21 protein-coding genes and 1 pseudogene are annotated in these 22,857 nt (G+C 38.2%); 11 read left to right on the forward strand and 11 right to left on the reverse strand.

The window, feature by feature from the left end; genetic code table 11:
* Window positions 1-184 precede the first annotated feature (184 nt).
* Window positions 185-2,008, forward strand: coding sequence for an acyl-CoA dehydrogenase C-terminal domain-containing protein (locus B9T25_RS12130; RefSeq protein ID WP_086188674.1), 1,824 nt, complete (start codon window positions 185-187; stop codon window positions 2,006-2,008).
* 51 nt (window positions 2,009-2,059) lie between these two features.
* Here B9T25_RS12130 and B9T25_RS12135 read toward each other — a convergent pair whose 3' ends face one another.
* Both B9T25_RS12135 and hemW read right to left on the reverse strand, forming a co-directional pair.
* Window positions 2,060-2,995, reverse strand: coding sequence for an acyltransferase family protein (locus tag B9T25_RS12135; RefSeq protein WP_086188675.1), 936 nt, complete (start codon window positions 2,993-2,995; stop codon window positions 2,060-2,062).
* Between the two features lie 39 nt (window positions 2,996-3,034).
* Window positions 3,035-4,189, reverse strand: a complete 1,155-nt coding sequence (hemW, locus tag B9T25_RS12140; RefSeq protein WP_086188676.1) for a radical SAM family heme chaperone HemW — start codon at window positions 4,187-4,189, stop codon at window positions 3,035-3,037.
* Window positions 4,190-4,313: 124 nt separating this feature from the next.
* On the opposite strand from hemW, the gene B9T25_RS12145 reads away from it, so the two are divergent.
* The 3 genes from B9T25_RS12145 (at window position 4,314) to B9T25_RS12155 (ending at window position 8,238) form a co-directional block, all read left to right on the forward strand.
* The gene (locus B9T25_RS12145) at window positions 4,314-4,775 is read left to right on the forward strand and encodes a DMT family transporter (RefSeq protein ID WP_086188677.1); all 462 of its coding nucleotides are present in this window, start codon (window positions 4,314-4,316) and stop codon (window positions 4,773-4,775) included.
* Window positions 4,776-5,153: 378 nt separating this feature from the next.
* The gene (locus tag B9T25_RS12150) at window positions 5,154-6,452 is read left to right on the forward strand and encodes an MATE family efflux transporter (protein ID WP_086188703.1); all 1,299 of its coding nucleotides are present in this window, start codon (window positions 5,154-5,156) and stop codon (window positions 6,450-6,452) included.
* Between the two features lie 487 nt (window positions 6,453-6,939).
* Window positions 6,940-8,238 carry an ABC1 kinase family protein gene (locus tag B9T25_RS12155; protein ID WP_086188678.1) on the forward strand — a complete coding sequence of 433 codons (1,299 nt, stop codon included), beginning with the start codon at window positions 6,940-6,942 and terminating at the stop codon, window positions 8,236-8,238.
* A gap of 38 nt (window positions 8,239-8,276) precedes the next feature.
* On the opposite strand, the gene crcB is transcribed toward B9T25_RS12155, so the two are convergent.
* On the reverse strand, window positions 8,277-8,657 hold the full coding sequence (gene crcB / locus B9T25_RS12160) for a fluoride efflux transporter CrcB (protein WP_086188679.1): 381 nt from the start codon (window positions 8,655-8,657) through the stop codon (window positions 8,277-8,279).
* 163 nt (window positions 8,658-8,820) lie between these two features.
* Between crcB and B9T25_RS12165 the strand changes: the two genes are divergently transcribed.
* Window positions 8,821-9,153 (forward strand): HopJ type III effector protein, encoded by a 333-nt coding sequence (locus B9T25_RS12165; protein WP_086188704.1) that lies wholly within the window; start codon window positions 8,821-8,823, stop codon window positions 9,151-9,153.
* A gap of 378 nt (window positions 9,154-9,531) precedes the next feature.
* On the opposite strand, the gene B9T25_RS12170 is transcribed toward B9T25_RS12165, so the two are convergent.
* The gene (locus B9T25_RS12170) at window positions 9,532-10,095 is read right to left on the reverse strand and encodes a hypothetical protein (RefSeq protein WP_086188680.1); all 564 of its coding nucleotides are present in this window, start codon (window positions 10,093-10,095) and stop codon (window positions 9,532-9,534) included.
* A 172-nt stretch (window positions 10,096-10,267) separates the two neighbouring features.
* On the opposite strand from B9T25_RS12170, the gene B9T25_RS12175 reads away from it, so the two are divergent.
* Window positions 10,268-10,897: a class I SAM-dependent methyltransferase gene (locus B9T25_RS12175; RefSeq protein ID WP_086188681.1), complete on the forward strand. Its 630-nt coding sequence runs from the start codon at window positions 10,268-10,270 to the stop codon at window positions 10,895-10,897.
* Between the two features lie 2 nt (window positions 10,898-10,899).
* Here B9T25_RS12175 and B9T25_RS12180 read toward each other — a convergent pair whose 3' ends face one another.
* Entirely contained in the window at window positions 10,900-11,493 is a 594-nt protein-coding gene (locus tag B9T25_RS12180; protein WP_086188682.1) for a hypothetical protein, read from the reverse strand.
* Between the two features lie 18 nt (window positions 11,494-11,511).
* Window positions 11,512-11,979 carry a Holliday junction resolvase-like protein gene (locus B9T25_RS12185; protein ID WP_086188683.1) on the reverse strand — a complete coding sequence of 156 codons (468 nt, stop codon included), beginning with the start codon at window positions 11,977-11,979 and terminating at the stop codon, window positions 11,512-11,514.
* 120 nt (window positions 11,980-12,099) lie between these two features.
* Between B9T25_RS12185 and B9T25_RS12190 the strand changes: the two genes are divergently transcribed.
* The 5 genes from B9T25_RS12190 to B9T25_RS12210 all read left to right on the forward strand — a co-directional run bounded on the left by B9T25_RS12190 (window position 12,100) and on the right by B9T25_RS12210 (window position 17,434).
* The gene (locus tag B9T25_RS12190) at window positions 12,100-12,744 is read left to right on the forward strand and encodes a ParA family protein (protein WP_086188684.1); all 645 of its coding nucleotides are present in this window, start codon (window positions 12,100-12,102) and stop codon (window positions 12,742-12,744) included.
* A gap of 140 nt (window positions 12,745-12,884) precedes the next feature.
* Window positions 12,885-14,015 carry an AI-2E family transporter gene (locus B9T25_RS12195; RefSeq protein WP_171262778.1) on the forward strand — a complete coding sequence of 377 codons (1,131 nt, stop codon included), beginning with the start codon at window positions 12,885-12,887 and terminating at the stop codon, window positions 14,013-14,015.
* 109 nt (window positions 14,016-14,124) lie between these two features.
* Complete coding sequence (sodC, locus tag B9T25_RS12200) at window positions 14,125-14,676, forward strand: superoxide dismutase family protein (RefSeq protein ID WP_086188686.1); 552 nt, start codon at window positions 14,125-14,127, stop codon at window positions 14,674-14,676.
* A gap of 187 nt (window positions 14,677-14,863) precedes the next feature.
* Window positions 14,864-17,014 carry a YccS family putative transporter gene (gene yccS, locus B9T25_RS12205; RefSeq protein WP_086188687.1) on the forward strand — a complete coding sequence of 717 codons (2,151 nt, stop codon included), beginning with the start codon at window positions 14,864-14,866 and terminating at the stop codon, window positions 17,012-17,014.
* A 123-nt stretch (window positions 17,015-17,137) separates the two neighbouring features.
* Window positions 17,138-17,434, forward strand: coding sequence for a DUF3817 domain-containing protein (locus tag B9T25_RS12210; RefSeq protein WP_086188705.1), 297 nt, complete (start codon window positions 17,138-17,140; stop codon window positions 17,432-17,434).
* 79 nt (window positions 17,435-17,513) lie between these two features.
* Here the strand turns inward: B9T25_RS12210 and B9T25_RS12215 are convergent, their stop codons facing one another.
* From B9T25_RS12215 to B9T25_RS14810, 5 genes and pseudogenes are all read right to left on the reverse strand, one after another.
* Complete coding sequence (locus B9T25_RS12215; RefSeq protein ID WP_086188688.1) at window positions 17,514-18,743, reverse strand: MFS transporter; 1,230 nt, start codon at window positions 18,741-18,743, stop codon at window positions 17,514-17,516.
* A 255-nt stretch (window positions 18,744-18,998) separates the two neighbouring features.
* The gene (locus B9T25_RS12220) at window positions 18,999-20,399 is read right to left on the reverse strand and encodes an AbiH family protein (RefSeq protein ID WP_086188689.1); all 1,401 of its coding nucleotides are present in this window, start codon (window positions 20,397-20,399) and stop codon (window positions 18,999-19,001) included.
* 94 nt (window positions 20,400-20,493) lie between these two features.
* Window positions 20,494-20,868: a hypothetical protein gene (locus B9T25_RS12225; protein WP_086188706.1), complete on the reverse strand. Its 375-nt coding sequence runs from the start codon at window positions 20,866-20,868 to the stop codon at window positions 20,494-20,496.
* 96 nt (window positions 20,869-20,964) lie between these two features.
* Window positions 20,965-22,374, reverse strand: coding sequence for an FAD-binding oxidoreductase (locus B9T25_RS12230; protein WP_086188707.1), 1,410 nt, complete (start codon window positions 22,372-22,374; stop codon window positions 20,965-20,967).
* 260 nt (window positions 22,375-22,634) lie between these two features.
* Window positions 22,635-22,754, reverse strand: a pseudogene (locus tag B9T25_RS14810) (AlpA family transcriptional regulator); the annotation flags it as partial.
* Window positions 22,755-22,857 lie beyond the last annotated feature (103 nt).

The raw sequence follows: 22,857 nt of genomic DNA on the forward strand, positions 1-22,857 counted from the left end.
TTGATCAAAATCAAAGTTTATACTTTAACAAAAAAACATTTTATGAACGGTTTAATTTTCATTGTTATTCGCCTTTCTGACATTTTTTCAAGGCGACTCTATCAATGTATTTTGATGAACAATGTGAATAATCAAACTATCGATTCGGATAATCCAAAACTATTTCTAAATTAGGATTAACACTATGCCTGCTTATAAAGCTCCCTTACACGACATTCGCTTTTTAATGAATGAAGTCTTTGACTTCTCTGCCCACTATAAAACGTTATCTAATGGCGAAGCTGCCGATGCTGATACTGTAGACATGATTCTTGAAGGTGCAGCAGATTTTTGTGAAAATGTACTGTCTCCTTTAAATCAATCGGGTGATGAAGAAGGCTGTCATTTCGAAAATGGTGAAGTCAAAACACCGAAAGGCTTTAAAGAAGCTTATGACCAATTCGTACAAGGTGGTTGGCAAGGTTTGTCTTTTCCAGAAGAATTTGGCGGTCAAAATCTGCCTCAATCTTTAAATCTGATCAAATCAGAAATGATGGGGACAGCAAACTGGTCATTCCAAATGTATCCAGGTTTGAGCGTTGGCTGTATGAATACCATTCTTCAGTTTGGTACTGACGAACAAAAAAATCTGTATATGCCGAACTTGGTGGCAGGTACATGGTCAGGCACCATGTGTTTAACTGAACCACAATGTGGTACTGACTTAGGTCAAGTGAAAGCCAAAGCAGAATCCAATGCAGATGGCAGCTACAACATTACAGGGACAAAAATCTTCATCTCTGCGGGTGAACACGATTTAACAGACAATATTATCCATATTGTCCTTGCACGTCTTCCAGATGCGCCAGCAGGTACAAAAGGGATTTCTTTATTTATTGTACCGAAGTTCCTTGTCAATACCGATGGTACTGTAGGCGATCGCAACCCTGTAACCTGTGGTTCAATTGAACATAAAATGGGGATCCGCGCGTCTGCAACCGCCGTTTTAAACTTTGACAATGCTGTGGGCTATTTAATTGGCGAGCCAAATAAAGGCTTACATGCCATGTTCACATTCATGAACACGGCGCGTATTGGTACTGCCATTCAAGGCATCGCGCATGCTGAATTGTCGTTCCAAGGTGCTTTACCGTATGCTAAAGATCGTATGTCTATGCGTGCCCTGTCTGGCAAGAAAGATCCTGAAAAAGTTGCCGATGCCATTATTCACCATGCTGATGTTCGCCGCATGTTGTTGACGCAAAAAGCGATTGCTGAAGGCGGTCGTTCAATGATTTATTATGCAGCGCAACTGGCTGACAAAATGGCAGATGCTTTAGAGCGTGGTGATACTGCGGCATTTGAAGCAGCAGATGATCATTTAGGTTTCTACACCCCAATCTTAAAAGGTTTTTTAACTGAGCTTGGTTTAGAAGCAGCAAACCACGGTATGCAAATTTACGGTGGTCACGGTTATATCAAAGAATGGGGTATGGAGCAGATTGCACGTGATGCGCGTATTGCTACACTTTATGAAGGTACAACTGGCGTGCAAGCACTGGACTTGATTGGTCGTAAAGTGTTACTCACCTCTAGAGGTAAAGTCATTCGTGACTACACCACTGAAATTTTAAAATTCTGTGCACAAAATGCCACCAACAAATACATGCGTCGTTTTGCATGGGACTTAACCAAAGTATGTGCACAGTGGAATGCATTAACGGTGCGCATTATGCTTGCAGCACGTAAAGACCGTGATGTCGTATCTTCAGCTTCTGTCGATTTCTTGATGTTCTCTGGCTATGTGATGATGGCGTACTTCTGGGCACAACAAGCCGCTGTTGCTTCAGAAAAATTGGCGACTGGTGAAGGCAAAGAATCTGCTGAATTCTATAAAGCGAAAATTAAAGTCGCTGACTTCTATTTCGAACGTTTATTGCCGCGTACCCAAGGTCATGCTGAAGCAATGGTCAATCCTTCAAAAACCATGACTTCACTCGCACCTGAACACTTTAGCTTCGATTACTAATAAGTTTTAAAGCAAAAAAAGAGCGCTACGGCGCTCTTTTTTATAATTTTTTCATAACAAGTATTTTATTTTTTTATTCATTTGTACCAATATTAATCCGACCAGAATTGAACACACCAATACAATTAGGCTGAATAATGTCTGTTGATTTAAAAAGTAACCTTTTAAATGGTAAATAAAAAAAGGATGAATTAAAAAAATGGCCGTCGATAAATTTGCCAATTCTTTATTTTTCCCCAGTATCTTTTTATTCAAAAAGTATAGAAAGATAATCGGTGCAGCAATAAATAAGGAAAACATCTGATCTAGACTTTGCGTCTTACTGATCAAAAAATAATTCGCGAGTGATTCTACAATCACTAAAATAATAACAACAATGACATGCCAAAGCTTTATATCTATTTTATGACTAATTGTATCCTTACATCTATTCAGCAGAAAACCTAATGCTAGAAAAGGAAAACTCATCGATAAAAAATTACGATGCACGGTATATCTATTCAATTCATAATCCATTTGACCCTGAAATAAATGTAAATTACCGATTTGCTGCAGAATAACCCCAAACAAAAATAAAACAACACTCCCAATAAAAAGCTTTTCCGTTTTTATATTTCTACAGAAATATAAAAGAGAACCGCCCAACAACAGCCCCTGAATATACCAAAGAACATAATAACCATTGTATAAGACAGAAAAATTATAGGCGGAGCTTTTTGTCCACCATATGGGTAAATAAAATATCATCCAAACAACATACAAAATAAAAACACGTTTGAGCCATGTTTTATATTTTTGAATGCTATTGATATAAAAAAAATAATAACCTGTAATCACTAAAAAAACAGGTACTGCCAGCCTAAATATTCCCTGAACGAAAACATGACTTAAAAGTGTCGATATATCAGAAAAAATGTGTATATGTAAAAACACTACACCAATTGCTAAAATGACTTTCAAAATATCAATAGATAAGTTTCTTTCCATTTTCTACTCATAAATTGTACATAAAATTAAATTTTAAAATCAAAGAAACTCTTCCAACACCGAATTTAAAAACACATGCCCTTTCTCGGTACATGAAATTCGAGTTTTATCTTCAACCATCAAGTGACGTGAACGTAGAGAATTTAACAGCACATCTAAATCATCAAATTTCAAGCCTGTCCGTTCCACATACAGTTTCGCGTCAACGCCTTGGTTTAAACGTAGTGCATTCATCATAAATTCAAATGGCATATCATCGGCTTCAATGCGTTTAAACTGCACATGTTCCGCTGGAACTTTGGCTAAATAGTCTTTCGGTAAACGCGTTTTTTGAAAACGATAGACACCATCCGGCTTTGTGATTTTACCGTGCGCCCCTGCCCCAATCGCTAAATAATCACCAAATTGCCAGTAATTTAAATTATGTGCAGAGGGCTTTTCTTTACGCCAGGCCGACACTTCATAATTCACAAAACCATTGGCTTTCAAATACGCTTCACCCTGTGCTTGAATCTCTTCCAACACATCATCAACCGGCAAAACAGGTTGAGTTCTAAAGAACACCGTATTCGGTTCAATAGTCAATTGATACCATGAAAGATGCGTTGCACCATTTTCCACTGCCAGTTTTAAATCATACAAAGCTTGCTCTAAGGTCTGTTCAGGCAAACCATGCATCAAGTCTACATTAACGCGTGTAAAACCTGCTTCCTTGGCCAAGTGAATGGCATTAACGGCATCATCATTGCTATGAATACGACCTAGCTTTTTAAGATGATCGGTATTAAAACTTTGCACCCCAATAGATAGACGATTAATCCCTGCATCCAAATAACCTGCAAAAGGATCGTGTTCTACCGTACCAGGGTTGGCCTCTAAAGTAATTTCACAACCCTCTTCAAAAGGAATGAGGCTTTTGAGCTGGCTAAATAACCATTGATAACCTTTAGCAGAAATTAGAGACGGCGTTCCACCACCAATAAATACGCTATGAATGTGGCGACCTTGGGCAAAATTAATCTGTGTTTTAAAGTCTTCAACCAACGCTTGTAAATATTGCTGCTCTAAATCTAAAGATAACTTTCCATCGGGTACGGCATGTGAGTTAAAGTCACAATACGGACATTTACGCACGCACCACGGCATGTGAATATATAAAGACAATGGAATACTTGCGGGATTTAAATCGGCCAAGGAATAAGCTCAAAACAACAAAATAAGAAGACATACATTTTAACATGACTGTATCAAGACACTTCTGAATTCTTCTCCTATCTACGATAAACTGTTCAAAGCCAAGAATAATTAGATCACGCATATGATGAAAATATCGACTCAGCTATTGTTGTTGCTGCCCCTAGCAATGGGGATTGGTATTGCTATGACTTTTCAAACGGCAATTAATAGCCAATTAAGAGAATATTTACATTCCCCTCTGCAAGCCGCGCTTTTATCCTTTTTGGTTGGTACAATAGTGCTTGCCGTGTTGGTGTTTTTTCAAAACGTAGATAAACCAACTTTTACAATGTTGGCTCAACTGCCTTGGTTTTTATGGATTGGCGGATTTTTAGGTGTCTATGCGATTAGCATCAGTATTTATACCGCACCCAAACTTGGTTTTTTGACCTTTGCAGGGTTAATTATTTTTGGACAAATCATCACTTCGATGTTCTTGGATCATTTTGGTTTACTCGGTACAGAACAAACATCCATTAACTGGCAACGTCTTTTAGGTAGCGTCGTGATTTTTATTGGTGTGCTTCTCACTTTACAACGCTAACACTTCATTCTAAGCACATAGGGCCTGTGGACATGTCACAGATGCTTGCGACATGAGCCGTACACGGCGCAAGATGTTTAGACGGTACAGGGCATGTTTTACGAAATTTAGTCATTCTAAATGAGTAAAACATAACGCAGTAGCGGAAAAAATGTCCCTGTCCCGTAGGGTTATCACTAAAACTTCCCCAAACCTCGTTATGAAACTTGGCAAGGGGATTACCATTGTCTGCATTTCATGCCTTGTTTGAGTTGTTTTAGTGAATAACGCAATGCATGGCTGAAATGTCCACAGACCCTAATAAAATGAGTAATTTTTTTGTTAAATGCTACATCTACTACGACCACTCGTTTTGAGTTAAAACAACTCTTCCACCTTATGATTCCAATCTTGATCACACAATTTGCCCAAGCAGGTTTTGGTCTGATTGATACGATTATGGCGGGACATTTATCTGCACAAGATCTTGCTGCTATTGCCGTTGGTGTGGGTTTATGGATTCCAATCATGTTGCTGTTTAGTGGCATCATGATTGCAACCACGCCATTAGTTGCCGCAGCCAATGGTGCACGTACCCCCGAAAAAATTGCCACCATTGCCCGTCAGTCTTTGTGGGTTGCTTTGATTTTAGGGGTCATTGCAGGGCTGATTTTACAGCTCATGCCTTTGCTGCTGCCAATTTTAGGCGTTCCTGAAAATTTATTGCCTAAAGCCAGTTTATTTTTACATGCGATTGGTTTTGGTATGCCTGCTGTAACCATGTATGCGGCATTAAGAGGCTATTCAGAAGCCTTGGGTTATCCACGCCCCGTCACCGCAATTAGCTTAATTGCTCTGGTGCTATTAATTCCTTTAAACTTTATTTTTATGTATGGCATTGGTCCTATTCCACATTTAGGCAGTGCAGGCTCTGGTTTTGCCACCGCAATTTTACAATGGTTGATGTTCTTTGCTTTAGCCATTTATATACTCAAAGCAGACCGTTATCAAAAAACCCAGCCTTTTGCGCTGTGGGAAAAATTAGATCCTTATTGGGTCAAACGAATTTTAGCCCTCGGTTTACCCATTGGCTTAGCCATTTTCTTTGAAGTCAGTATTTTTAGTACTGCAGCAATTGTTTTAAGTCCTTTGGGTGAAACCATTATCGCTGCACATCAGATTGCCATTTCAGTCACTTCGCAACTGTTTATGATTCCAATGTCACTGGCGATTGCACTCACCATTCGTGTTGGAACGTATTATGGCGAACATAACTGGCTGGCGATGCGTAAAGTACAGTATCTGGGTCTCGCTACTGGAACTGTTTTTGCCTTTATCACCATGGCATTGATGTGGTTGTTCCGCGCTGAAATTGTGGCCATTTATACTTCAGATTATGACGTAGCTAAAGTCGCGATGTATCTGATTTTATTTGCAATTGCATATCAATTGATGGATGCATGGCAAGTCAGTGCCGCAGGTTGTTTACGCGGTATGCAGGACACCAAAGGTCCAATGTGGATCACTATGCTCGCGTATTGGGTCATTGCCTTCCCTGTTGGGATTTATTTGGCCCGTTTTACCGAAATGGGCGCAGCAGGAGTTTGGGTCGGACTAATTGTCGGTTTAAGTATTGCTTGTGTGTTGTTACTGACACGTTTGTATATGAATAATCAGCGCTTAAGTCATCATTCCTAAACTAAAAAAACTTATCACATTTACTCTTCCCTCCGTGATTAACCATCAAGTAGGTGGCAGGGAGCCACCGTTGGGCTGAGGGACATGGATATTCCTCAGCCCAACGGTGGTTTCCTTGCGAAGCTCCACTTCTTATTTTTCCCAAACAAAAGTGTCATTAGTTCCTGCGCAAAGTGATCTAAGTTATGTAATTAAAATGAGGATGTGAGTTCATTAATGATGTTAGATAATTGATCATGAACTTTACCGCGTATCAAATTTTAAAATATTTATTCACTTAGATTTGAGCATTTCTTTATATCTGTATATTGAGATGAGTCACTTTCATCTATATAGCAAAACTGAATATTTTCCCACAAAAAATCCCCCCCAATAAAGCTCAAAATATTCAGACACAAACAAATGCTTAACAATTTAAAGTAGGTGTTTTTAACTTTGTCGCCTATGATCAATCAAACATATCTATGATGACCTTGAGGAATATCGCATGGCAAAAACGGCTAGCACACCCGGTCGTCGCTTTATGAAACTTGCCAGTATGACGGCGAGCATCGCAACTAAAACAGTTTCTAACTCGATCAAAAATTTTAATGCCGATGAAGAACAAAAAAATGCTTCACGCAGCCAACTTTTTCAAGATATTGGTCTACAAATTGCTGACACCCTTGGCGAAATGAAAGGAGCAGTGATGAAAGTCGGGCAAATTGCCTCACAATATAAAGATGTCTTCCCACCCGAAGTTGCCCGTGCCATTGCCAAATTACAGCGCCAAGCCCCTGCCATGCCTTTTGCGGAAATTAAAGCACAAGTTGAAAAAGAACTCGGCAAGCCACTGCATCAAATTTTTAAAAGCTTTGATGAGCAACCTTTTGCCGCAGCATCCATTGGTCAAGTGCATAAAGCCCTACTGCCAAATAGTCAACAGGTTGTAGTGAAAGTACAATATCCGGGTGTTGATGAAGCCTGCGAAAGTGATCTCAAACAAGTCCGTTTGGCATTACGTTTAATGGGCGTACTGAAAGTCGATCGTAAACTACAAGATCAACTGTTCAAAGAAATTCAAGAAAGCTTAGACAATGAATTAAACTATGAAATTGAAGCACAAAATCTAAAAGTCGCGCGTACGTTCCACCAAAGCTTAGACAGCAAAATTATTATTCCACAAGTGTATAAAGACTATTCCTCACGCCATGTTTTAACCTTGAGCTTAGAACAAGGTGAAAGTATTGAAACGGCGAGTACATGGTCGCAAGCAACCCGAAATGAACTTGGACGTCGTTTATTTCGCGCCATTGGACAAGAGATTTTTTATCTCAAACGCTTCCATTGCGACCCACATCCAGGCAATTTTGCCTTTCGTGAAGATGGCTATGTGATTATTTATGATTACGGTGGAGTCAAAACATTATCCAGTGTAACGGTGCAGCATTTTAAACAGTTAATACAGTCTGCTCGTGAAGGTAATATTGTCGAAATGGAACAACAATTAGATGCGTTACATGCCATTTCAGTACAAGGAAAGTTTCCAACTGAATTATATAATCAATGGTTAGAAGTTCTTATGCGCCCATTGACCACCATGTATGATTTTGCAGAAAATTCAGCACATCATGATGGAGTTGAACTGCTCAAACCCTCATTAAAATATTGGGATGTATTTAAACCTTCAGCAGAAACACTCATGGTTAATCGCACAGTATCGGGTCATTATTGGAATATGATTCATTTAAAAATGCATGACAATCTAAACGACTTATTTGATGAATTCGTTCCGCCTCGCCCATAAAATACGGACAGAACCCAAATGAATGTTTAATTTGGGTTTTATTTACTAGCTAATAGCGCTTGAAAGAGATAAAAACCCAATGCCAAAACCATCACCCCGATGATCACACTTGATATTACATAGAACATGGCGAGTATCGGTTGACCCTGTTTTAACAGCTGAAATGTCTCTAAACCAAAACTGGAAAATGTAGTAAAGCCACCTAAAATACCCACCATTAAAAATAGGCGTGCTTCATTTTGCAAGATGGGGAATTTTTGACTATAAGCAAAAAAGATACCTGTAAGTAAACAGCCCACAATATTGATCCACCATGTACTCCATGGGAACAAATTTGTCGGTTTAACTAAAAACACCCCTACGCCATAACGTAAACTTGCACCAATAGCGCCGCCCATAGCCACCCATAACCAACTCATTTATTTCACCCAATATTGGCTGCCTATAACACAACCCTGTCCAGATTCAGCCATTACTTTTGCATGAATCTACAGGTTTTACAAAGAAATAATACTGAGTAAAATAGCTAAAAATTGCTATAGTCTCGCCATTAAATTCACTCTTTCTATGGATTAAAAAATGATGGTTCAAGATTTATTAGCGCAACTTCAAACAGGTGAAGCGAAATTTGCCGATGTCATTGCTTATATTGACGCGCGTTATAACCACACTCCAACTGCATTTAAAAATGGCCAACAGGCCAATGCCGCGACTGAAAACCAAGGCAGTGCAAAAGTTTTTTCTTTTGCTCAGCTCAATGGTTTGGATCAAGCGCAAACCTTAAGTTTATTTGCAGAACATTACGCCGCAGTTTTAGCGACACCAGAAGCAACTGACCATCAAAATATTCGCCAGTTTATGTTAAACAGTTGGGATGGCATCCAATTTGAAGGCGAAGCTTTAGCTGCCAAATAAGTTTCTTATCTAAAAAGCTCTCTTTAATAGAGTAATGCCAGTCAGTCAAGGGTTTTAGAAATAAAGTCCTTAGCTTTCTAGTTATTCACGACGGAGTCTTATATTTTTTAAATCAAATACTTGGAGCTCATCTATTACTTTGGATAAGCCCAAAGTAATCAAAGGCACTTGTCATCCGCAAAACTCGCCAAATACCTTTTATTGATTGATTAATCGCAGAAACCTTACCTTTTTAAAATGGTTTTGCCTCGAACAGTTGCGGATGACGTTTCCGTGTATCGAATAACATCATGAATTTAAAATAAAAAAGCCAGTCAGTTTCTTAACTGACTGGCTTTACTCTTTAATAAAGAGGGCTTTTTGCATTCTTTTCAAAAATTAACCTTGTACTTTTTCAATCCACTCAATTGAACTGACACGAAATAGTTCACATGCACCGTCCCCTGTATCTGTTGGGGTTAAAGATGACGTCCAGACCAAATCTTTATCTTTAATTTCAACCAAATCGCCCTTTAAACGGACTAAATCACCACGTTTTACATTTTTAATTTGCTGCGCAATATTTGGGTTTGCAGGAATGATATGCATATTCGACACCATCTGCATCGCTTGCTCTTTGGGCACAGGCAAACGATCAATTTTCCAATTCAGATAACGGTCATATTGGTTAACCGAAATATGGCGTGCAATTTCAGGTTCAGCAAATAACCCCCAACTGACCGCATAATCAATAGGCGAAAACTTTGCTTGCTCATCGTGGGCATAAATTTTCGATCCTAAAATACGAAAATCCCCTTTAAAGGGTTGCAGCATTTTAATCGACTGTTCTTTGGATACAGGCATCAGACCTTTAGAAATATTATGATCGACAGATGATGCGCTGGCACTCACGCGCAACATGGTGGTTGCAAGTAAAATACTGAGTAATAATTGCCTAGTCATCTCTATACCTCAAAACGAATTTCTATCTTCTAATTTTTTATCTTAAGCGATGAAACTAAAATAACCATATCGACTTAGTAACAATAGAGATATATTCAGTCACTTTTTTGTCTTATGATTGGATCAGAATAGCCATTAAGCTCAACATCGATAAAGAAAAATCAAGAGAACTATGATTTATAAATTTTACCAACAACATATTTTCCCGCATTTACTCAATCAAGTCATGCACACACCAAGTCTCATGGATCAGCGTCGACAACTGTTGCTCCCTATTGCGGGTGAGGTGTTAGAAATTGGCTTTGGCACAGGTGTTAATCTGCCATTTTATCAAAACGTTGCCACGCTATATGCACTAGAACCCAATGTAGATCTTTATCAACTCGCTGCAAAACGTATCCATGAAAGTGCGATTCATGTCCAACACGTGCAAGCCTATGCAGAAAAACTACCTTTTTCCGATGCCAGTATTGATCATATTGTCACGACATGGACCTTATGTAGCATTGAAAATGTAGAGCAAGCATTAAGTGAAATGCATCGGGTACTAAAGCCTAGTGGGACTTTGCATCTGCTCGAACATGTGCAATATCAAGACAATACAAAACTTAAGCATTTACAAAGCTTACTCACGCCCATTCAAAAACGCCTTGCCGATGGTTGTCATCTCAACCGTAATATTGAACAGGCATTACGAGATGCTCATTTTAATTTTAAAGAGCAGCATTATTTTGCTGCTGAAGGTGTTCCCAAGCTTGCACAGCGTATGTTTTTTGCCCGTGCTCAAAGACAAGCTCAGTAAAACTATTTTAAAATACGAAGTGAATGTACACGTAAAATAGCGCAGTTTTGATGATTTACTGGAATTTTTTGACCGACGCTAAAAAAGTGCTTTGTAGCAATTGAATTGACCTTAACCCAGTCCCCAGTTAAGTAAATTCTTTGTCCAGTGCGAAGCTGGCGTAATTGATCTGCTACACGCTCGCTATTGGCAATAACACTGACATTTAGACTGTTGGCGTAAATATCCTCTGCACTTAAACTGGTTGTTGATTTGATTTTGAAGCGATAACAGCGTTGTTCTTGCTCAAATTCGACCTGTTTTAAGTTCAGTGTATCGCTTAATTTTCCAGTTCCCAATAACAAGTCAATATTACTGACATAAGCCAGATCATTAAAACTTCCCACCACAGGTGATGCTGGATGAAAAGATCGTCTTGCTGGACTGTAATAGCGTTTCTCTAGCAATACATATTCACCTGAAAAATCATCCAGATGTTTAAGCTGAAAATTTTTCAATACACCGACTTGTTGTAAATGCGGAATGGCACGAAAGTAAGATGACCAAATCCAGATCATCAAGGCGAATATCACGAAAGTAATGATAAGCTTATTCATTCAACCAGCAATCTCGGGTTAATCATCAAAGTCGATGCGAATCGTTTCAAAACGCACTCGACCTTGAGCAATCGCTTGAGCAATCGCTTGTTGCCCTTTAGTCAATCGTGCACCACCACTTTTGATATCAATCAGTACCACTTCGATGTCCTCTGCCCGACCTTCACCATCACGGAAGTCGCTATAACCATCAAACACCACATAATCGATAGGATCACCTAAGAATTTGGCATCGCTGGGTAAGTATTGAAACTCTGGCATGATAGGTGCCAGTTGCTCTGCCATTTTTCCTTTTAATACCGCACGACTGGTATTAACACTACGCTTTTGCGCACTAATTAAAGCCTGTTGATGTTCCAATTCCAATTCAGCAATGTACTGCTCATACTCTGCTTTTACCCGTCCGTTACGGGTATTACTTAAAATCAGGGTGGTTAAAACTACCCCAATACATGCACCAATCAGCATTGCCATCCAAATGGACATTATTTTTTCCTAATTCAAAAAAGTACTATCACATGAATTTTAAAGACTTTTGTCATGTGTCATATTCATGGCATCAAACAATGATATGCTAGGGTCGAGCAGAATAAAATCGTCAGGGTCATGAAAACAATCTTAATTGCCAATCAAAAGGGTGGATGTGGGAAAACCATGACCGCGATTAATCTCGCTGCCGCTTTAGCACAAAAGGGTTATCGGGTCGCACTTGCCGATGCAGACAACCAAAAATCGACTTTACAATGGCTCAAACAGCGCCCTAAAGATGCAGCCTCTATTCAAGACCTAGACTGGCGTCAAGGAAAATCCATTGGTGATGCACCGACCAATATAGAGTATCTCATTATTGATGCACCTGGTGCGCTTTCAGGGGATCATGCCGAACAGCTGATCAGTGAAGCCCACACCATCATTACTCCTTTACAACCCTCATTTTTTGATATCGACAGTACGCGTCGTTTCTTAAAACATTTACAAGACATTAAACGTATTCGTAAAGGCAAAGTGCAAATTTTACTTTTAGCCAATCGTGTCAAAGCTAACAGCGCCAGTGCTAAAGATATTCAAGATTTTTTCAACAAAGTTGAACAACAACCTGTGGCTTGGATTTCGGAACGAACGGCTTATGGCCAGTTGGCAATGCACGGCTTAACGGTGTTTGATAAAACGCAGAAAAATTATTTAAGCATGCAAAATCAGTGGCAACCGGTCTTAAATGCCATTATTGATGACCCGACCAAGTGGTTTTAGCCGATTAAAAGGTTCGAACATCACCCTAATAAAACCAATGAGTTTCTTCATTATTCACTAGAACTTACTCGGCTTTCATTTTCGATCTCTTTTTTTTCAGTTAAGATGGCATAAACCTTAGAAACAAATCAGGGAATACAGTGCAACAGTACGCGCCAACATTACAAAAAGTATTACTCTTTGGATTGTTCTTTATCCTCCTGTTTTTGAGTTTTAATGTTCTCAAATATTTTATTGTGCCTGTACTTTGGGCAGCCATTATTGCCTATATGACGTGGCCATTGTATCAATCCATTCATCGCTGGTGCGGCTCACGTGCCACACTCAGTGCGACAATTATGATCAGCCTGATCATTTTGCTGATTGGTATTCCACTGACCTTCGGTATTTTTATGCTGCAACATGAAGGTCGGAATTTATATTATGAATTGCAAAAACAGGTTTTCTCTGGTCATCTCAATGTACCGCAATTTATTCGTGACCTACCCTTTATTGGTAAGGAAATTAGCCGAACTTTGCATGACATCAATACCGACCCGAACAGTATTGTGCAAACGGTTTCAACATGGATTCAAAGTCATCTCAATTACGGTCGTTTCGTTTTAAATGAAATTGGTAAAAACATCGTTAAGCTGTGTTTTGCAGTATTGTCATTATTCTTTTTCTACCGCGATGGTCAAACCATTCTCAATCAAGTCAGTAAAGCCTTGGAAATGATCATTGGTCCACGTATCCATCATTATTTAGACACCATTTCTGAAACCACACGTGCTGTTGTTTATGGCGTGGGATTAACCGCAGTTGCCCAAGCAGCATTAGCGGGTTTAAGTTATTTTGTCGTAGATGTACCCAACCCAATGGTACTCACCATTGTGACATTCATATTCGCATTAATTCCATTTGGAACTCCGCTGGCTTATGGAGCTGTCTCTTTATGGTTGTTCTCGCAAGGTCAAACGATTGAGGCAATTGGCGTCATGGTATGGGGAGTCTGTATTGTCAGCACCTCGGATAATGTGATCCGTCCATTGGTGATTTCAGGTGCCACACAAATTCCATTTTTACTGATTATGTTCGGTGTATTAGGTGGTATTGCCAGTTTTGGTCTGGTCGGCTTATTTATTGGTCCAGTTATTCTTGCAGTCTTGTTGGCAATTTGGCGTGAATGGCTACATGAAACCAATGATTTTAATGCCCTCATGATGCCAAAATCGACACTGGCCTATGATATTGACGATGAAGAAAAACCACCCAGTAAGGATGAGAATTAAGCCAAAAGTTTAAGAAACTCATACATTCAAATACTTAATTAACATTGAATTGTGTCTCATACCTTGCTTGAATGATCAAAGTCATCATAAAAGAAAAGGATGCAATTCAATGTCTTCTTCATTGTTCAAATTTACAATGCTCTGTGCCATGACTGGTCTTGCAATGGCTGGTTGCGTAAACACGCCAATGTCATCACCAAGCAGCGAACATCGGGTAACCGTTCATGCGGTATCTGCTCAGGGTGTCGGTCGCGCAATTGGCAGCATTCAATTTAAAGACAGTCCAGCAGGTTTAGTGATTAACACCAACTTATCTGAATTACCATCTGGTCCTCACGGTTTTCATATTCATGAAAAAGGTTCATGTGACCCTGCCGAAAAAGATGGGAAAATGGGCGCAGCCATTGCCGCTGGTGGGCATTTTAATCCCAATCAAGCTTCCCACCATGGCACACCTCTCCAAGGTCATCTCGGTGATTTACCCGTATTAAATGTCAATGCTCAAGGTCAAGCGAAAACCAGCTTAATTGCACCACGCTTAAAAATGGCAGATATTCATGGTTTAGCCGTAATGATACATGCAGGTGGCGATAACTACTCAGATCAACCTAAACCACTAGGTGGTGGTGGAGAGCGTATTGCTTGTGGTCTGATTCAATAATCTTTATTGTGGATAAATACTAACTTATCCCCAGCAAGATAAAAAAGCAGGCTCCAGACCTGCTTTTTTTTTGTTCAATTGGCTTGCTTATGACAACGTTCCATTAAGCAATGAGCAAGATCATAAATTGACAGCACCGTTAAAAAAGCTCACGCTATCTGCATAATAATGACTCTTTAGAAAAATCGTGAATAACCTAAAAGACCTCCTACAACGCTTTAAATCTAATTCCATTTTAATCTATTGCTTGCAAATTTTTATTGTTCTCACGGGAACGACACTCGGCCTGCTGTTTTTAGGTTATGAATCCTTAATTGTGCCGATCACTTTAAGCGCGATTGCGACGGCTCTGACCGATTTTGATGATCGCTTGAGTATTCGCTTACGCAATTTGCTTTATGTCTGCATCTTGTTTTTTGGCGTCAGTAGCATTCTTGAATTTCTCGCCCCCTATAAACTGCTTTTTATTCTGTATTTATCGCTATCCAGTGCTGCTTTTATTTTAATGGGGGCATTGGGACAGCGTTATGCGACCATTTCTTTTGGTACCATTTTACTGTCTATTTACACTATGTTTGGACTGGGTGAATATAGCGAATGGTCTCAACAACCCAGCTATTTTGTGATGGGTGCGCTGTGGTATGGCTTAACCTCAATCATCTTTTATTTACTCAAACCCACTCAAGCACTACAAGACAATTTGGCTGCCAATTTTAATGCAATTGCAGACTTACTGCTGACCAAAGCTCATCTCTTTGACCCAGACAATACCGATAATATTGAACCCTTCCTTTACCAACTTTCACTTAAAAATAGCCTTGTGGTACAAAGCTTAAATATAACCAAAGGCTCTTTACTCACCCGTTTAAAAGCCTCTCGTGCCAACAAAAATACCATTTACTGGCTCAATTTATATTTTTTAGCACAAGACATTCATGAACAAGCGACATCCAATTATTTGCATTATGAAAAAATTCATCAAAATTTTAGCCGCACCGACTTAATTTTTCGCATTCAAAAAAATGTAAAACTACATGCTTTATCCTGTCAAAAACTGGCGCAAAACATTCTCAACCATCAGACCTATCAATCTGACCCACAAACAGATATTGCGATTACCAACTTAGAACAGTCTATCCAATTATGGATTGCAGAAAACCCACACAATTTAGAAGTAAAAAACCTGCTGCTGATTTTGCGCAATTTAAAAAAAATTCAGGAACAATTTATCAATCTAAGTCGTGAACAGAATAATTATCGTCAAAACTATTTTCAGCATCAGGACAACTTAAATCTATTGGATGATGATATCCATGATATTCCAGATTTATGGCTCAAACTTACGCAACATCTAACCCCGAAGTCTGCCCTATTTCGCCATGCTGTCCGTATCGGCTTTGTTTTTGCAGTCGGTTATGCCATTTCATTACTGCCCTTTGCCAAACATGGTTATTGGATTTTACTCACCAGTCTCTTTGTCTGTCAGATCAGTTATTTTGCCACCAAAAGCCGCCTAAAACTGCGCACTTTAGGCACAGTTTTAGGCGTTATTTTAGGCATTCCAGTTTTATATTTTGTGCCCAGTATTGAAGGACAATTGGTACTGACCATTATTTTTGGCGTGTGTTTTTTCTATTTACGTTCGAAAAAATATGCCATGGCGACCCTGATGGCAACGCTCATGGTGTTACTGATTTTCAACTTAAAAGGTACAGGCTATGCCATTATTTTGCCACGGATGATCGATACTCTTTTAGGCTGTTTCATTGCATGGTTTGCAGTCAGTTTTATTTGGCCCGATTGGAATTTTCGTGATATTTCCAACACCATCAAAAAAAGTAATCAGGCTACTTTGGACTATTTCGATGCTGTGGTTCAACAATACCAATCGGGTAAAAATAACGGTATTGATTATCGTAAAGCACGTCGTTCAGCCCATAATGCACAAATTGAACTGTCGAGCATGATTTCCAGTTTAAGTACCGAACCGAACCCAAACCAAGCACTGATTCATTCTGCATTTCGCTATTTGGTCTATAGCCACAGTCAATTGAGTTATGTCTCGGCTTTGGGCAGCCACCGTGAACAGGTACAAGATACGCAAGTACTCGATTTAATGCTCTGGTGCAAAGACACTTTATTCTCAGCACTATTACAACAACAGCCTTTAGCAGAAGATCAAGTTCAAGCTAAGTTGCAAGAAATTAAGCAAATAAGCGAACAAGAAAATTTATCTGAAGACTTATTATTGGTACTAAAACAGATCAGTTTATTATTGGAAACTTTGCCTGAATTATTAAAGTTAAGAACTGCATTGTTTCTACAGGAAATAAAATAATCCGAGTTAAATCGTTGGTTATAAACACCTGATATAAATAGTAAATATATTTATTATTTTCATTCACCCATGTTTCAATATTGAGTACACTCAACATTCATTCTCATTGATTTAAGTATGACCATGAATATCCAAACTTTACGTGTTGTCGGTCTTTTGGAAGGTCTTTCCTTCCTCCTGCTTTTATTCATCGCTATGCCGATGAAATATATATTCGATAATCCAGTTTTAGTAAAATATGTCGGTATGGGGCACGGCGTACTTTTCATTCTCTTTCTAATTGTTTTATTTACCGTTTGCGAAAAACAGAAATGGTCGCTTACTATTTTTTTAATGGGTCTGGCTGCCGCTATTTTACCATTTGGACCTTTTATTTTTGATCGAAAATTAAAGACCTTTGAACAACCCATCAGTGAATAAAAAAATATTTCCCTATCTTTAAATTCATGCGCCCTCTCCTCCATTTTTGAAGGAGAGGAACTCATCAGGTCAATGCCATTTAAAAAATGCCGCTCTGTTTACGTTCCAGCAGCACTTGTTTCAGTATTGCTCGAGGGAAAGTAAACCACAGTGCAATCAAGACAAAACATGACACGCTATAAGCGATTAAATGAAATTGTTCATACAACACACGAACCAATTCAATAATAAAGAAGAAGCTAAACATCAACAGCATCGATACTGCTGCTGCCACAGTTCCTTTTGATACTTCCGATGACATGAGAGCAAAACGGTAAAGTACAGAAAAACTAATGCCTTCACCAAAGCTCAGTAGCGTCATTCCTGCAATTAAGCACCAGACCAGATAATCCTGCCAAATTACCCCTGCAACTAAAACCAAGGCTCCCAACAACATAATAGGTAAACCAATCAACACTGACTTACCCAAAACCAATTTATCGATAATTTTAATCAGCACAATATTGCCTAGAATTAAGCCACCCAGCACTGGAAATTGTGCCAAGCCATATTGCATGCTACTAAAACCTAATTCTTCTATCAACATCACGGGTGACAGCGCAATCCACAGCATTAAAGGCATACTGACCATCGGCAATGCCAAAGTCATGCCTAAAAAGCGTTTGTTTTTATAAACTTGTTTAAAGTCATCTAAAATATAGCTCAGCGGCTGTTTTGGAATGCTTACTTTGGTATCGGGCATTTTGGCTTTTAAACCAAACCAACTTAAAAATGCCAAAAATGCGATACCAATAAAACCCCAATGCCATGACACATGATCAATCAAAAATGCCCCCACCACAGGCCCCAGTAATGGCGCAAGCAGCGAAATATTCGCCATAAGTGCCATGACTTTAATGGCATCACGTTCTTCAAAGGTTTCTTGAATTGCGGCATAACCGACAGCAGAAATAACTGTTAAGCCTATGCCTTGTAAAAAGCGCAGTGCTAAAAAGCTTTCAATATTCTGTGTCAGTAAAATGAGTAAGCAACACACGACAAAAAACAATACACCTGCCAGTAGAACTTTTTTTCGTCCGATGCGGTCAGACAATGGTCCCAGTAGCCATGCAACACATGCTCCACCAAGTAAATAAAATGACATAGACGAGGGTGCCCAACTGCTACTCACACCAAACTCTTTGGTAATGGAAAGCATAGCGGGTTGGACTAAGTCGTTACCGATATAGACGGAAAATTCAAATAATACCAATGCCAATGGAAACATAAGCGTGGCACGGCTTAACGTTGTGGTTTTAACCTTTTGCATTGTTTTCTACATATCGTTATAGGCTTGTGGAGCTAAACACTATTTTTAGGGAGATAAGCGTCAGCCCAATGACAAGCACTGAGTTTTTAGAAATTGAGTTGGAAAAATACGCTTGAAAATAAGCGATTTAAAACACCGTTTTCACAAGGTGTCTGAGTAGATAAAAATAAATAATTGTGATGTTTTATCACAGAGCCAAGTACGTTTTGTTGGCTCTGTCCTTATAGTTTAGCAGAGACAATCTAAAGAAAGAAATTAAGCTTTTGCAATTTTTGGTAATTCAACAGGTTTAATATTATTTAATTCAACAATATTAGGATTTGATTCAAATTTAAGCCAACCTTTTTTCATCCATATTTCGACTTTTTCTTGCTCCAAGATATTTAAAAGGTTCGCCAAAAGTTCAAACTTGGTTTGAGAATTATAATAATATATGACTATTTCAAAATTTTTTTCAAGCTGATTTAATTCAAAAATCTCCTTAATATAATTAATATCTGAACGATCTAATGAATGTCCCCAAATTATAATTTTTCCATTCAAATTAGCTAAACTTCGATTAATATCCTCAATCTTTTTAAATAATTTTTGTGTTTCTGCTAAAGATCTAATTTTCATATGCTCGGCTGAGTTATAAGCATATATAAACTTTTCTTTTCGGCTGTATAAATTAAATAATTTTTCCTTAATATCATGTAGAAAACTGTAATCTGTATTTTTCAATAGTTTTTGATGATATTTAGTAAATCCATAAGCTTTTTGATCAATCAGTAATTGAGAAGTCAAATTAGAAATTCCTAATACTATATTTTGGTCTTCACCAAGTCGACCATGTAGATAATTGATTTTTTGTTTTTCAGCATATAACCTTTGAAAAGTTTTTGTGTAATTAAAAGAATAAATTTGCTCGACTTCATCAATTGGAGATTGGATATTTTTAGTTATCTCTAATTCATTAATGACCAAAACTAAATAATCATTAAAGAGCTTAATCAAACTATCCAATTCTTTATAAAGAAAGCCCAGATATTGGTCAGATGAGAATCCATACTCTTCTTTTTTATCAATCTTATACCAAGATTCATCTATAAAAGATTTTCTCAAGTCTGTCAAACCAGCACTTATTATTTCCCCAAATTTTTGGTTAGAAATACATATCTTCAATGTTTCTAATAAATCAATTTTTAATTTTGTAATGTAATAACATTCACTTTTTTCATTAAAGTTACTTTTCTCTAATATTTTTAATCCGTAGTTAAACTTTCCATATAATTTAAATTTTTCTTCTATTTCATTTAAAAAATTACCTACCAAAATAAGTGCTTCATTTATTTTTTGCTCGAAATCAATCCATGTTTTTATTTCTTTTACATGATCGAAAAAATATTGATACCAAACATTTTTTTCTAATTTCTTTTTTAACTTTATAACTTGTTCTACTGAAATTTTAATTTGATCTGTGTCATACATTGCTTTGGTATAACCAAAAAAATAGTCTTCTTTTTCATAGAGTGAGCCAAATAAATCATCAAAACTCATTTCACCATTAGCAATATCCCACTTTTCAATCGTACCCATCGCCATCATAAAATGGTCATATTTCGTCGGCAAGTAATGCGACAAATCAAAACCATTACCCACAATTAAAATATTCATTGTTATTATTTCCCCAAAACTAAAAAACGTACCAAATCTGATACGCTTTTTATGAGGCTTTACTGTTTAACTTTCAAGCAAAATCAAATATTTATTATGAGCACACCGCAGTTTGAAAAACTTTATTCTTCCCACGTGCACATTGATAACTCTTCTTCGTTTCCTGTAATTTCCAATCATCTTCCACACGCTTAAAAACATAATCAGTACGAATCGCACTGACAGAATCATCCATTAAATTTGACTCAATCACTGCAATTTGTGCAGCCGTTGGAGATTCTACGCGATTAAATACCTGACGAATCGAAAGACTATTTTGATTTTTGACCAAATCAGGTTGTGCTTTTAACACCTGTTGCATTGGCATATCTGAACCAGTAAAACTGACTTTACTGGCTAATTTTTCAGTCGTTGCACAACCAGAAAGTACCGCTAAACACAAAGCAGAAACTGAAAATAAACGAATCATCATTATATTCCCCAAAACAAAAAAGGCATCGCACCCATGATGCCATGCCTTCATTTTTTACACGATTAGCTTTATGTAGTTATCCGTATAACAGCCTTATAAATCAAATAACTTACCTGGATTCATAATGCCTTTCGGGTCAAATACTTGTTTCAATGCTTTCATGTATTCAATTTCTTCTTTAGAACGCGTGTAGCCAAGATATGGCTTTTTAGTCATACCCACGCCATGTTCCGCAGAAATTGAACCATCATATTTTTTCACGGTTTCAAATACGTATTTATTCACTACCTGACACTTAGCAAAGAATTCATCTTTACTTAAATCCGCAGGTTTTAAGATATTTAAGTGCAAGTTACCGTCACCAATGTGACCGAACCAACAAATATCAAAATCTGGATAATTCGCTTCTACAATTGCATCAATTTCTTTAATGAATGCAGGAACATGGGTAATTAACACCGAAATGTCATTTTTGTATGGGGTAAATGGTGCGATTGATTCAGAAATGTCTTCACGCAAACGCCATAAGCTATGGACTTGATCTAGGTTTTGGCTCATCACACCATCCAGTACCCAACCTTGTTCCATGCAATGCTCAAAGATTTCCATTGCCGCATCCATAATGGGTTCATACGGTGCTTCAAACTCAAGCAAGATATAGAAAGGACAAGCTGTTTCAAACGGACGTTGTACATGACCATGATCCAACACTTTCTGCATCGCCAATTCACCAAAGAATTCAAATGCAGTTAAATCAATTTTGTTTTGGAAGGCATGAAGTACAGGCATGATCGAATCAAAATCAGGGATACCCAAGACCATTACTTGTAAATCATGCGGTTGACGTTCCAGCTTCATTTCAGCTTCAGTCACTAAACCTAAAGTGCCTTCACCACCAATAAATAAATGTTGTAATGCATAACCTGTGGCATTTTTAATCATGCCTTTGTTCAAGCGTAGTACATCGCCTTTACCCGTCACGACGGTTAAACCCAGTACCCAGTTACGCGTCATGCCGTATTTAATGACTTTAATACCGCCAGCATTAGTACCAATGTTGCCGCCAATTTGTGACGAACCCGAAGATGCAAAATCAACCGGATAATACAGCCCCTGTTGTTCAGCATAGTTTTGCAATTGTTCAGTCACCACACCCGCTTGTACACGTACCATACGGTCTGCAGGGAAGAACTCAAGAATTTGGTTCATTTTGTCCATGCTAACGACAATTTCACCATTGGCTGCCACAGCACCCGCAGATAAACCCGTACGACCACCTGATGGGGTAATCGCAACATCAAATTGATTCGCCAATTTTACAATCGCTTGCACTTGTTCTGTGCTCGATGGAAAAACGATAACCGATGGATTTGGATCGAAATGTTTAGTGTGGTCTCGACCCCAATTCTGGAGGCTATCCGCATCAGTTTTAATGCGGTTTTCACCGACAATAGCTGTCAATTGGGTTAATAACTCAGGTGTTAAAGCGACTGGAGCATTCATCATTTGCAGACCTAGTAATAAGTAAACATATCGTTTTTTTGAGATTAAAAATATTACGCTTTAATTTACAAGACCTCACAAATGAGGATTATTGCAAAATATCCAAAATATAATTGTATATGGCAAACCTTTATCTAAATATTTCAGCCGCAATATTGATTTATATTATATTTAAGTACATGCTGGATAAAGCGCAGAATAAATATCTTGTAAATACAAAGTGTGTATAATTCCCTCATTAGGGAGCCGAAGCTCCCAACTTATTTTCGATCAGCTAGTTTATGATTGATTTCCCAAGCTGACCAGCCAACACGCCCCACTGTTAAATGAGTTTGTTTTGGGAAGGCTGGATCATACTGTTTATGGTGTCCATCCATAATGAACCGTACCGAGATTGTCGGAGACCTACTTTCTTGAAAGAATGTCCCAATGACACAGTCAAAATATACTCCAGAAATCAATTTATAATAATAGAGTTACATA

The sequence above is a fragment of the Acinetobacter sp. ANC 4470 genome (assembly GCF_002135335.1).
GTDB lineage: Bacteria > Pseudomonadota > Gammaproteobacteria > Pseudomonadales > Moraxellaceae > Acinetobacter.

Bases quoted from the DNA above. Each gene is read 5' to 3' on its own strand.
- B9T25_RS12130 (WP_086188674.1), top strand. From the start codon at position 185: ATGCCTGCTTATAAAGCTCCCTTACACGACATTCGCTTTTTAATGAAT.
- B9T25_RS12135 (WP_086188675.1), bottom strand. From the start codon at position 2,995: ATGGAAAGAAACTTATCTATTGATATTTTGAAAGTCATTTTAGCAATT.
- B9T25_RS12145 (WP_086188677.1), top strand. From the start codon at position 4,314: ATGATGAAAATATCGACTCAGCTATTGTTGTTGCTGCCCCTAGCAATG.
- B9T25_RS12150 (WP_086188703.1), top strand. From the start codon at position 5,154: ATGATTCCAATCTTGATCACACAATTTGCCCAAGCAGGTTTTGGTCTG.
- B9T25_RS12155 (WP_086188678.1), top strand. From the start codon at position 6,940: ATGGCAAAAACGGCTAGCACACCCGGTCGTCGCTTTATGAAACTTGCC.
- crcB (WP_086188679.1), bottom strand. From the start codon at position 8,657: ATGAGTTGGTTATGGGTGGCTATGGGCGGCGCTATTGGTGCAAGTTTA.
- B9T25_RS12165 (WP_086188704.1), top strand. From the start codon at position 8,821: ATGGTTCAAGATTTATTAGCGCAACTTCAAACAGGTGAAGCGAAATTT.
- B9T25_RS12170 (WP_086188680.1), bottom strand. From the start codon at position 10,095: ATGACTAGGCAATTATTACTCAGTATTTTACTTGCAACCACCATGTTG.
- B9T25_RS12175 (WP_086188681.1), top strand. From the start codon at position 10,268: ATGATTTATAAATTTTACCAACAACATATTTTCCCGCATTTACTCAAT.
- B9T25_RS12180 (WP_086188682.1), bottom strand. From the start codon at position 11,493: ATGAATAAGCTTATCATTACTTTCGTGATATTCGCCTTGATGATCTGG.
- B9T25_RS12185 (WP_086188683.1), bottom strand. From the start codon at position 11,979: ATGTCCATTTGGATGGCAATGCTGATTGGTGCATGTATTGGGGTAGTT.
- B9T25_RS12190 (WP_086188684.1), top strand. From the start codon at position 12,100: ATGAAAACAATCTTAATTGCCAATCAAAAGGGTGGATGTGGGAAAACC.
- sodC (WP_086188686.1), top strand. From the start codon at position 14,125: ATGTCTTCTTCATTGTTCAAATTTACAATGCTCTGTGCCATGACTGGT.
- B9T25_RS12210 (WP_086188705.1), top strand. From the start codon at position 17,138: ATGAATATCCAAACTTTACGTGTTGTCGGTCTTTTGGAAGGTCTTTCC.
- B9T25_RS12215 (WP_086188688.1), bottom strand. From the start codon at position 18,743: ATGCAAAAGGTTAAAACCACAACGTTAAGCCGTGCCACGCTTATGTTT.
- B9T25_RS12220 (WP_086188689.1), bottom strand. From the start codon at position 20,399: ATGAATATTTTAATTGTGGGTAATGGTTTTGATTTGTCGCATTACTTG.
- B9T25_RS12225 (WP_086188706.1), bottom strand. From the start codon at position 20,868: ATGATTCGTTTATTTTCAGTTTCTGCTTTGTGTTTAGCGGTACTTTCT.
- B9T25_RS12230 (WP_086188707.1), bottom strand. From the start codon at position 22,374: ATGAATGCTCCAGTCGCTTTAACACCTGAGTTATTAACCCAATTGACA.